The organism is Pseudoalteromonas sp. B131b, from assembly GCF_037162545.1.
GTDB lineage: Bacteria > Pseudomonadota > Gammaproteobacteria > Enterobacterales > Alteromonadaceae > Pseudoalteromonas > Pseudoalteromonas fuliginea.
In genome coordinates this window covers 730467-741601 of record NZ_JARLUZ010000001.1, presented here as the reverse complement: position 1 = coordinate 741601, position 11135 = coordinate 730467, and the positions used below count along the sequence as shown (strand labels likewise).

Sequence of the window (11135 nt, the reverse complement as noted above, 5' to 3'; positions counted from 1 at the left end):
GCTCACATATCCAATATAGAGGAGAGAAAGTGACTTTACTGATAGTTTATATGGTAGTGGCGATTGTTATTTCGTTTTTATGTTCTGTGATGGAGGCTGTGTTATTAAGTATTTCGCCCAGCTATGTTGCATCACTTAGAAAAGAGCATCCTGAGCTTGCTAAACGGCTCAAAAAGCTTAAAAACAATATAGATCAGCCTTTAGCTGCTATTTTAACTTTAAATACGGTTGCCCATACTGCGGGTGCTGCAGGGGTTGGCGCACAAGCGGCTGTCGTGTTTTCCGATGCGGCTGTAGGTATTGCATCAGCTATTATGACATTCCTCGTATTAATCCTTTCTGAAATTATTCCTAAAACCTTGGGGGCTAATTACTGGCGAGCTCTAACGCCAAGTGTTACTTACGCTTTGCGGTTTTTAGTTATATCGCTAAAGCCTTTTGTATGGTTTGCACAAAAGCTCACTAATCTGATGAGGCCAGAGCACAACGAAGCGTATTACATCCGTCAAGAAATAGAGGCTATGGCTGATATAGGCACTGAATCAGGGGCGCTTCATCAAGATGAGTCTGAAATAATTCGTAACCTATTGCACTTTAGACATGCAAAGTTATGCGATTTAATGACACCTCGTACGGTCATTTTTAAAGTTCATAAAGATTTGACGGTTAATCAGTATTTAAACGATCACGGCTCGTCATCATTTTCTCGTATATTGGTATTTGATAAAGACAGCGACGATATTGTAGGGTTTGTGCATAAAAACGATATTATGCTGGCATTTCACCGTTTAGGTACTGATTACAAAATTAGCAAATTGATTAAGCCCATTTATACGGTGCCAACCTCTCAGAATGTATCGTCGTTACTGCAAACTCTTTTAACAAAGCGCACGCATATATGTTTAGTTGTTGATGAGTACGGTGACGTGCAAGGTATTGTAACGCTAGAGGATATGATTGAAGCTTTAATGGGGCTAGAGATTGTAGATGAGCGTGACCAATCAACTAATATGCGAGCAGTAGCTAAGCAACGTTGGCACAAACGCTTAGCAAGTAGTGCGCATATAGTCAGTGAAGAAGATAAGCACACTCAGGGTGATAATTAGCTAACAGGCCCCGAGTAAATATTAGTACCGCTTTAAGCGGGGCTGCCATCAGTTCTTAGCCAATTTTTAGCCCAATCTATAAATTCATTTTTGGGTTTAGGAGAGCTATATAGAAAGCCTTGTATGGTTAAGTCTTTTTTATAGTGTTTTAGATAGGCAAGCTCTTCTGGTCGTTCAACACCCTCGGCTACTAAATCTAAATGCTCTTTGTTCGTGATATTAACCAATGAACTAACAATAACCTGAGAAAATAAGTCAGTTTCTATATTACTAATGAGAGAGCGATCTATTTTAATTTCAGTAAAGGGTAGGTTTCTGAGTTGGTTTATATTAGTAAAACCAACACCAAAGTCGTCAAGCGACACTCCAAAACCATGCATTCTTAATCTGTTTAATGTTTCAAGCTGTGCGAGGCTTGAGAGTGCATGCTGTTCTGTTATTTCAATAATAATGTTACTGGGAGTGAGTTGATTAAGCTCTAAAATTAGCAGTAATTTATTTGGACAATTTAGATCGTCAAGTTGGATAGATGATAAGTTAAATGCCATTTTAAAATCGTGACCGAGCTGTGCTTTTATATTTGAAAATTCGCTGGTGGCCTTTTCAAAAAGAGAGAATGTAATTTGATTAATTAAATTGTACTGCTCAGCAAGGCTAATAAAGCGATTTGGTAAAATAATGCTACCATCCTTACTTGATACAATCCGCGCCAGTATTTCAACACTCTCTATTTTATTATTAATCGCATTAACTTTAGGTTGATAAAAGGGTGTTACCTCATCATTTTTTAATGCCTTAATAAGTTCACTTTTTGAGATCAGGCTCTCTCTTAATAAAGTGTGGCTATTTAATTTTGCTACTTTGGTAAGTAATTTTCTCATTTGGGATAGTTGAACAGGTTTTGGTATATTACCAATCAGGTGTGCGTTGTGTTGTTTTGCCAGATCAGCTGCTAGGCTAATTACTTTATGGTCCATTTCAGACACAATAATAATTCCGCCTTGATAATTTAATGCTCCAAGATGTCGTATTAATTCCATTCCATCCATTTCAGGCATATTGAGATCGGTGAAAACAGCGTCAAAGCGGTTTATGTCATTGGCTACTTTTTCGAGTGCCTCGGCAGCACTTAAGCAGGTAACAACCTTTTCAGACATATCTAATTCACTGAGTATGGCTTCCATAATTATCAAAATTGCCTTTGAATCATCAACGACTAAAATATTTGGTACCATTTTCTTCATTGTTATCCCTTTCAATATAAGGCGTATTATTACTATAAAAGTAGTAGTATTTTTTACGTTTGTCAGTTTTAAATAATTTTATTTAAAAAGTTACTAACTACCGTTACTCGTGTTTTTTAGCCGATTCGGTATACTAACGCCATTGTTTTAAACGGTTTTAATTATGATAAGAATAGATCTTACTTTAGCTGAACAGCCTTTTTCATTTATGGTTTCAGGGCAAAAGATTATACAAGTTTTTCATGTTCAACAAGCCATTACCTTTGATAATCCTCGTGAAAACTATTATCAATTTACTTACGACAACAAAGTAATAGGTATTGATACAGAGGCAGTGGAAGAGCAAAGCATTTCGCTATTTGTAGATGAGCAATTTGCAACACAACTTGCGTTACCTGCCCCGGTAAATGCAGCACCTAAAAAAGGCTTTTTAGGATTAGCAGCATTAGGTTTTAAGCTTTTTAAAAGTGCCAAGGTAATTAAAGTAGTGCTTGCAGGGGCTTCTGTTGCAGGCTATGCGTGGTTATTTAGTATCGAATTTGCACTAATGCTAATTGGTTGTTTAGTCGTACATGAGTACGGACATGTGCGCGCAATGAAATACTTTGGCATAAAAACCAAGGGCATTTACCTAATCCCATTTGTGGGCGGGCTCGCTGTTAGTGACGATAAAATAACAACGCGTTGGCAAGATGTAGTTATATCACTAATGGGGCCTGCATTTGGTTTAATTACTTCTGTATTGGGCGTGGTTTTATATTATGCCACAGAGATGGAAATATTTGCCGGTGTGGCGGTGCTTAGTGCGTTATTAAATTTATTTAACTTGTTACCTATTTTACCGCTTGATGGTGGGCATGTATTAAAAAGTATCAGTTTTTCAATGCGTTCATGGATTGGTTTGAGCGTATGTTTACTCGGGGTACTATTTGGCTTATGGCTGAGTTACACATTTGGTTTGATGTTACTGGTATTCTTTTTGTTTGTCGGTGCGCTGGAGATTGTATTTGAATGGCGAGGCCGTCACTATTCACATTTGATGCCGCTAGATAAATATGGCCAAGGCTTTTCAGCTGTTATGTATGCAGTTGTAGTGGCTGGGCATGTAGCTGTAATGATGCATTTTGCCGACTCGGAGAATCCAATATTAAGCCTACCGATGACTATTTTATCGAGTTGATAATCTACGATTAAAGAAATATCTCAGTAAGCTGTATACGTAGGCAATACAAAAGGGTACCTATTGTCTACGTATAATTAAGCACTATCTTTAAACGGCTTTGTACTTCTTCAACGAGTAAGTCTGGCTGAAACTTAGATAAGAATGCATTACACCCTACTTTTTCTACCATAGCTTCGTTAAAACTACCGCTTAAAGATGTGTTAAGAACAACATAAAGATTTTTAAGCCTGCTATCATTACGTATTTCATGGGTTAAGCGATAGCCATCCATTGAAGGCATTTCAGCATCTGTAATTACCATTAATAGCTCTTTTTCAACATCTTGCCCCTCATCAGCCCAGCTTCTAAGCATGTTCAGGGCTTCTAGACCATTACTGGCAGGGATGATTTCAATTCCTAGCTGCGAAAGTGTATCGCTTACTTGTTTACGTGCAGTGGGTGAGTCATCGGCGTGAAGTATTTTACGTCCTGCAAACTCATTGACGATACCTTGATCAAGTACTCCCTCTGAAATATCTACTTCATATTCAACTATTTCGGCAAGCACTTTTTCTACATCAATAATTTCAACGAGCTGTTCTTGGCCATCGCGCTTTATTTTAGTAAGGGCTGTTAAGTAATGATTTTTACCAACAGAGCTAGGCGGAGGCATAATATCTGACCATGTCATATTGACGATTTGATCAACTTTGCCAATTAAAAAGCCTTGTACGCTTCTATTGTATTCAGTAATAACTAAGTTACAGTCTTCGGCGTATTTTACTGCGGACATAGAAATAGCCTGCCGTAAATCGATTACAGGTATAGATTCACCTCTAATATTCGCAACTCCGGTTATTTTGGAATGAGAATGGGGAATTTTGCTTAAATGTGGCAATTTTACCACTTCCTTTATTTTAAACACATTGAGTGCAAATAAATGCCGACTATGTAAATAAAACAGTAACAACTCTAAGCGGTTTTCACCAACCAACTGAGTACGTTGATCAACCGAAGCTAAAACACCAACCATAATGAACTTATCTAATCTAATTATTTTATAACTATAGTCTACTATTTTTTAACTTCATAGCTCAGTTATTATTTTTCGATTACAGCTAGTTGTTGCTATGGTGGTATAATTTGCAGTACCGTACTACAGAGTAATTTTACTAATCTATTAGCAATAACTATGCATCATATTTTTAAACGTTTTATCGTGTTATTACGCAGTCATATAGAGCAAGTGAGTTGGCAATCTGTTGCGATTGTTACCTTTATGCATATTATTATTACGTGGTGCTTATTAGTGATCGCAAATGAAAAAGCCTTGATACCCCCAAGTACTTTTTTTACTATTACGTAATAACAACATCAACGGTAGGTTATGGTGATTTTAGCCCAACGACAGAACTTGGCCGTTGGGTGGTAGCATTAGTACAGATCCCATTTGGTTTAGCTTTATTTGGTGTCCTGCTTGGAAAAACAGGGCAAACAGTTACTTATTTAATTAGGCGCGCTATGACTGGTGATAAAAGTTTTGCACACAGTATTAACCATATTATTATTTTTGGTTGGCACGACACTCGTACAAAAAAGATGATTGATTACATTTTGGCTGACAGGAAGCGAACTGACCGCCGTATTTTACTCGCGGTAACAGAGCAAATGGATCACCCTTTTTTAACTAACGAACATGTTGATTTTGCACATCTAACCAGTTTTACAAATTTATCCGAACTTGAGCGTGTTGCAATAAGTCGTGCCGATAAAGTCATTATTGATGGACAAGATGACGATCAAACATTTACTACTGCACTGCGTATAAGCCGTTTAGTTAAGGATGATTGCCATATCAGTGCCCATTTCTTAGATGAGACAAAAATAGATATGCTGTTAGAGCATTGTCAAAATGTAGAGTGTAGCAGTGCTAAATCGGCAGAAATACTTGTACGTTCAATGCAAGATCCAGGTTCTAGCCGTGTACAAGAGGAGCTGCTTTCTACACTCCATGGTGATACGCAATTTAGTTTGGCAATACCTAAAGACTGTAAAGATATGGAATTTGGCACTTTATTCCATCATTTTAAGCTTGAACATGATGCAATATTATTAGGCGTTGCACACAATTTGAGTGCGCAAAATATGGATTTAAACCCACCGCTTGATTACAAAGTAAGTGAAGGTGATATTTTGCACTACATATCTGTAGAGCGAGTATTAAGTAGTGAAGTTGATTGGACAAGTTTGGAACGATAGTTAGTCTACCCAAGGCGATGAAAAAGGCTCTTTTATCAGTGTCGTGACTTTTTGTGACACAGGTTACTTCTTTGCTTTGGATTGCGCCTAAAGACCGAAAGAATAAAGCTAAGTGCTAACCATCTTCACTATTTGCAGCCAGTCATGTTCTGTGACTGGCATAACAGATAATCGCCCTGCTTTTTTTAGTGCTAACTCAGTAATTGAATCATTCGCTTTTATATCTTTAAGACTCACCAATTTTTTTAGATGGCTTTGATAGGTTACTTCAACGACAACCCAACGAGGATTTTCGCTGGTGGCTTTAGCATCGTAATAATCACTACTTAAATCAAATTGAGTGGGATCTGGGTAGGCTTCTTTTGTAACTATAGCAATACCCGCTACACCCACTTGTTTACAGCTTGAATGATAAATCATCACCAAGTCGCCAATTTTAACGCCATCACGCATAAAGTTCCGCGCTTGGTAATTACGTACGCCTTCCCAAAGCGTGGTTTGTTTTGGAGCGTTTTTTAAATCATCTAATGAAAACGCATCGGGTTCAGTTTTAAAAAGCCAGTAAGCCATAACAGTATTCCTAACATATATTTACTTCCCACTATTGTATAGTATCATTTGAATATCAGGGGAATGAGGAAGAAATGATGAGCCAAGTATTAGATGATTTATTGTCGTTGTTAACACTTGAAGAAATTGAGCAAGGTTTATATCGAGGACAAAGCCAAGATTTAGGCTTTGGTGCTGTGTTTGGCGGTCAAGTTATGGGGCAGGCGCTTTCTGCTGCCAAAGAAACTCTACCTGAAGGGCGAATAGTTCATTCATTACATTCTTACTTTTTACGCCCAGGCGATCCGGCTAAACCCATTGTTTATGATGTTGAAACTATTCGAGATGGGAAGAGTTTTAGTACACGCCGAGTAAAAGCGATTCAGTACGGTAAGCCTATTTTTTATATGACTGCGTCGTTTCAGGGTGAAGAAAATGGTTTGTCGCATCAAGCGACGATGCCTGATGTTCCCGCACCTGAAGAACTACGTTCATCGCTTGAGTTTTACCAAGATAACGCTTCACACATTCCTGAAGTCATCCGTAATAAGTTTACCCGTGAAATGCCAATTGAAATGCGACCTGTGACATTTCATAACCCGTTTAAGCCAGAAGTTATGGAGCCAGTAAAACATATTTGGTTTAAAGCCAATGGTGAAATGCCGGACGATCAGCGTATCCATAATTACTTATTAGCGTATGCGTCTGATTTTGAGTTTTTACCAACTGCATTACAACCTCATGGTGTATCGTTTATGCAGCCAAATATGCAAGTAGCTACTATTGATCATGCAATGTGGTTTCATCGCCCATTTAGAATGGATGATTGGATTTTGTATTCAATTGATAGCCCAAGTGCGAGCAATGGTTGTGGTTTAGTACGTGGGCAGTTTTTTGATCGCCAAGGCAATTTGGTTGCCTCAACAATGCAAGAAGGGGTTATGCGCCAGCGCTAACCCCTTCTGTAAATGCATTGCTAGTTACACTGGTCTTGTACTATATCGCTGATTGACTGCCAGACGCGTGCTGGCAGTAATGTTTTAAGGTGTGCGTAGGTTTCACATAGCTGTGTGCTACCTACTAAGCCCTCATCACCTTCTGTTATTAATGACTCTCCACGTAAGTTATCGATAAAGCTAACAAGTACTTTTTTGTCAAAAAACTCAGGTGTTTTAATGCCATGCAGTGTGCCTAAACGTTGCGCAAGCACTTGGCTTTCTCTTTCAAGTTCTGCTTTTTCAATGCCATCACTTGTTTGAATAAAACCAATTACAATAGCGTATCGTTGCAGAGTGAAGCTAAGTGCTCGTCCAAGCATTTCAAGCTTAGCTAGGCAGTCATTACTGTTCGTTATATGAATGTTATCGCCATCAAACTCAATTAAATTTTGATCAGCAAAGTTAGCTAAAATTCGTGTTATATAGTTTTCATCAAGAGGCTGTAAGTACCATTCTTTAGCAAATAGCGGATAAAATGTTTTTACAAGTTGCTGGCATTGAGTAATCGTAGTGCTGTGTTGTTTAAATAGGTGCAGTGCAATTAAACTTGGTACTGCGAATAAGTGCAAAATATTGTTTCTATAGTAATTAAATAAAACTTTCTCTTTATCACTAATTGTGATTATTTCACCAAATTCATCACTAATAACTTCAAACTTATTAAGCTTTAATGCATGTGTTAGTAATTGCTCTGGTGTTTCGTCAGGCGCTGTTACTTTATCGCTATAACTGGCATCGCGTTGTAAGCGCAGGTAAAAATCAAGTTGTGCTAAAAGTTTTGGCTTACTCAATGCTTGTTTATCGTTAACGAGTAAAATCATCGCCAATAAGTTAACAGCATTAAGTGCTGCTGCATTATTAATTTTAATCATTACTTGATCAGCAAGTTGAGTTACTTGTGTGCCTAACCATTGTGGCTTTTGTACATCGGTAGGATGTATTGAATCACGCCAATCGGGTTGGTTGTCGTTTAAATATTGATTAATTGAAATTGGATCACCAAAGTTTAGATAACCACGACCATAGTTTTTAAGGTTTTTAATCGCCTTAAAAATACCGAAAATAGATTCGCCTTTTTTATCTTTACCATCCAGCTCTTTAAGGTAAGTGTTTATTTCCATTACGTGCTCGTAGCCAATGTACACAGGAACAATAGATATTGGTCTGTCTATTCCGCGAAGCATCGCTTGTAAGGTCATTGAAAGCATACCTGTTTTAGGCGGAAGTAAGCGCCCAGTTCGGCTTCGACCGCCCTCCGTGTAAAACTTAACAGAGTAACCTTTAATAAACAGTTGGCTTAAATACTCTTTGAAGATGGCAGAATAAAGCTTATTACCTGCAAATGAGCGACGAATAAAAAATGCCCCCGAGCGTCTAAATATCCCGCCGGCAGGGAAAAAGTTAAGATTAATACCTGCAGCTATATGTGGCGGTACTAAACCTAAATGATATATTGAGTAAGTAAGGAGCAAGTAGTCCATATGACTGCGATGACAAGGCATGTAGATTATTTCATGGCCTTTATTAGTCAATTCATGAAGTTGTTCTGTGTGTTTAATATTAATACCGTTATAAAGCTTATTCCACAACCACGTTAAAAATCGCTCAGCTACACGTATCATTGCTTCTGAATAATTAGCGGCTATTTCGTCAAGTAACTTGAGTGCATTTTGACGAGCTTCAGTTTGGCTAATATTTTTAGCTTTAGCTTCATCTAGGATTGCTTTTTTAATTGTAGGGGACGCTAATAAAGAATTAAATAATTGTTCACGAGATGGCATTTTGGGGCCAGTAGCTGCGAGCTTTTGACGTTTAAAGTGAACGCGAGCGACACGCAGTAATTTGTGTGGTAACTCACTTACATCGGCTTTCTCGTTTACCAAAAGCGATAAGTCGAGAGGTTGACTAAAGCGAATAAAGTTATCACGTCCTGAAAACAACACGACAAAAAACTTTCTAAACCAACTAGGTGTTACCGAGTGTGTAATTAATGTGCGTAAACCTGGTTTTTCTTTACCCGGATCGCGGCCCCATAAAATTGTAACAGGTACAACTTGTACGTTCTGTTGACCACTATTAATTAAGTGTTCAATAATTTGCTTACCTTGAGCTAAAGCATTTGTTGGTTTAGCTTTGTCGCCAAATAATGGTGGTGGATTTTTGATTCCAATAAAACGATCTAAATGCTGAGAGCCTAATACTTGCTCTTCAATTGGGCTTGGCAAACCATGTTTTTTACATACATGTGTGAGTGCCGCTAAATCAAATCGTGAATTTAAACGCACTATATAAAATGTAGGGTATTCTGGGTTTAGATCATACTGCTCAATGGGGTTCTCTGGCAGCACTTTACTTCGTACTAGTAAGCGGCTAAATCCAGCAGACAAAACATTTAAACAATAATTAAAAATACGCATCGACTCACCATATTGAGAGTATTAAAGGCAAAATTAGCGCAATAGGATACCATAATATCTAAAAATCCTTTAGTTTGCGCTATTGAGTAGTTAACTTATTAATTGACTAATAGTAGAGGTATTAGTTCAAGTATAGCCAGTGAGTATGTACGGGCGCTTATTTAATCAAATTAGTGGTCATTGTATTGTTTCTAAATAGTTGTTGCATTTATCACCAATACCTCTATAATACGCAGGCTTTCAAAATTCCCTAGGGAACTAGAAAGGATAAATTAAGCTTGGATTTCAAGCTAATAAACAGGAGTTCCGATTTGGAACTCAACGTAGATATAATCAAACAGCCGACATCTTAAGTTTTAAGATTGTTTCGGTCGTTTTTTTATGCTCTTTTAAATGCTCTTTATATTGAGGTTAAGAATGTCAAATCAACGCATTCGTATTCGCCTAAAAGCTTTTGACCACCGTTTGATTGACCAATCAACGGCAGAAATCGTGGAAACTGCGAAACGCACTGGCGCACAAGTACGTGGTCCAATCCCACTACCTACACGCTTTGAACGTTTTACTGTACTAACTTCACCGCACGTTAATAAAGATGCGCGTGATCAGTACGAGATCCGCACCCATAAACGTCTGATAGACATCGTAGAACCAACTGACAAGACTGTAGACGCGCTTATGCGTTTAGATCTTGCTGCTGGTGTTGATGTTCAAATCAGCCTGGGTTAATCGAAAGATTAGAGAGGTTTTAGGAAAATGGCATTAGGTCTAGTCGGTCGTAAAGTGGGTATGACACGAATCTTCACTGAAGATGGTGTATCTATCCCTGTGACAGTTATTGAAGCGACACCTAACCGCATTGCTCAGATCAAATCTGACGCAACAGACGGTTATAACGCGCTTCAAGTAACCGCAGGCACTAAAAAAGCAAGTCGTGTAAACAAAGCTAAAGCGGGTCATTTCGCTAAAGCTGGTGTTGAAGCGGGTCGCGGTCTGTGGGAATTCCGCCTTAACGGTGGTGAAGGCGATTTTGAAGTAGGCGCAGAGCTTACTGTTGAATTATTCAACGAAATCAACAAGGTTGACGTAACCGGTACTTCTAAAGGTAAAGGTTTCCAAGGTGGTGTTAAGCGCTGGAATTTCAGCATGCAAGACGCTACACATGGTAACTCTCTATCTCACCGTGCTCCTGGTTCAATCGGTCAAAACCAATCACCTGGTAAGGTGTTTAAAGGTAAGAAAATGGCCGGTCATATGGGTGCTGAGCGTGTAACGACTCAAAACTTAGAACTAGTTCGCGTTGACGCTGAGCGTAATTTGCTTTTAGTTAAGGGTGCAGTACCTGGAGCTATTGGCGGTGACGTTATCGTTAAACCAGCTGTTAAAGCATAAGTCCTGGA

At 38.4% G+C, this 11135-nt stretch carries 9 protein-coding genes and 1 pseudogene; 6 read left to right on the top strand and 4 right to left on the bottom strand.

Annotated features, from left to right (window positions below; translation table 11 throughout):
* Positions 1-29 precede the first annotated feature (29 nt).
* Positions 30-1106, top strand: coding sequence for a hemolysin family protein (locus P4S65_RS03505; RefSeq protein WP_337119585.1), 1077 nt, complete (start codon positions 30-32; stop codon positions 1104-1106).
* Between the two features lie 32 nt (positions 1107-1138).
* Here the strand turns inward: P4S65_RS03505 and P4S65_RS03500 are convergent, their stop codons facing one another.
* Positions 1139-2350 (bottom strand): EAL domain-containing protein, encoded by a 1212-nt coding sequence (locus P4S65_RS03500; protein ID WP_337119584.1) that lies wholly within the window; start codon positions 2348-2350, stop codon positions 1139-1141.
* A gap of 163 nt (positions 2351-2513) precedes the next feature.
* Here P4S65_RS03500 and P4S65_RS03495 point away from each other — a divergent pair, with 163 nt between their 5' ends.
* A complete protein-coding gene (locus P4S65_RS03495) occupies positions 2514-3530 on the top strand; it encodes a metalloprotease (protein WP_096793941.1) in 1017 nt (338 codons plus the stop codon).
* Between the two features lie 67 nt (positions 3531-3597).
* Here P4S65_RS03495 and P4S65_RS03490 read toward each other — a convergent pair whose 3' ends face one another.
* On the bottom strand, positions 3598-4545 hold the full coding sequence (locus P4S65_RS03490) for a chemotaxis protein CheV (RefSeq protein ID WP_096793940.1): 948 nt from the start codon (positions 4543-4545) through the stop codon (positions 3598-3600).
* Positions 4546-4704: 159 nt separating this feature from the next.
* On the opposite strand from P4S65_RS03490, the pseudogene P4S65_RS03485 reads away from it, so the two are divergent.
* A pseudogene (locus P4S65_RS03485) lies at positions 4705-5771 on the top strand (potassium channel family protein).
* Positions 5772-5879: 108 nt separating this feature from the next.
* Here P4S65_RS03485 and P4S65_RS03480 read toward each other — a convergent pair.
* The gene (locus P4S65_RS03480; protein WP_007376189.1) at positions 5880-6341 is read right to left on the bottom strand and encodes an EVE domain-containing protein; all 462 of its coding nucleotides are present in this window, start codon (positions 6339-6341) and stop codon (positions 5880-5882) included.
* Positions 6342-6418: 77 nt separating this feature from the next.
* On the opposite strand from P4S65_RS03480, the gene tesB reads away from it, so the two are divergent.
* Complete coding sequence (gene tesB / locus P4S65_RS03475; protein ID WP_002957902.1) at positions 6419-7276, top strand: acyl-CoA thioesterase II; 858 nt, start codon at positions 6419-6421, stop codon at positions 7274-7276.
* Positions 7277-7296: 20 nt separating this feature from the next.
* Here the strand turns inward: tesB and plsB are convergent, their stop codons facing one another.
* On the bottom strand, positions 7297-9735 hold the full coding sequence (gene plsB, locus P4S65_RS03470; RefSeq protein ID WP_033029271.1) for a glycerol-3-phosphate 1-O-acyltransferase PlsB: 2439 nt from the start codon (positions 9733-9735) through the stop codon (positions 7297-7299).
* A 417-nt stretch (positions 9736-10152) separates the two neighbouring features.
* On the opposite strand from plsB, the gene rpsJ reads away from it, so the two are divergent.
* Positions 10153-10464: a 30S ribosomal protein S10 gene (rpsJ, locus tag P4S65_RS03465; RefSeq protein WP_002957900.1), complete on the top strand. Its 312-nt coding sequence runs from the start codon at positions 10153-10155 to the stop codon at positions 10462-10464.
* A 27-nt stretch (positions 10465-10491) separates the two neighbouring features.
* Positions 10492-11127, top strand: coding sequence for a 50S ribosomal protein L3 (gene rplC, locus P4S65_RS03460; protein WP_002957898.1), 636 nt, complete (start codon positions 10492-10494; stop codon positions 11125-11127).
* The last annotated feature ends 8 nt before the right edge of the window (positions 11128-11135 follow it).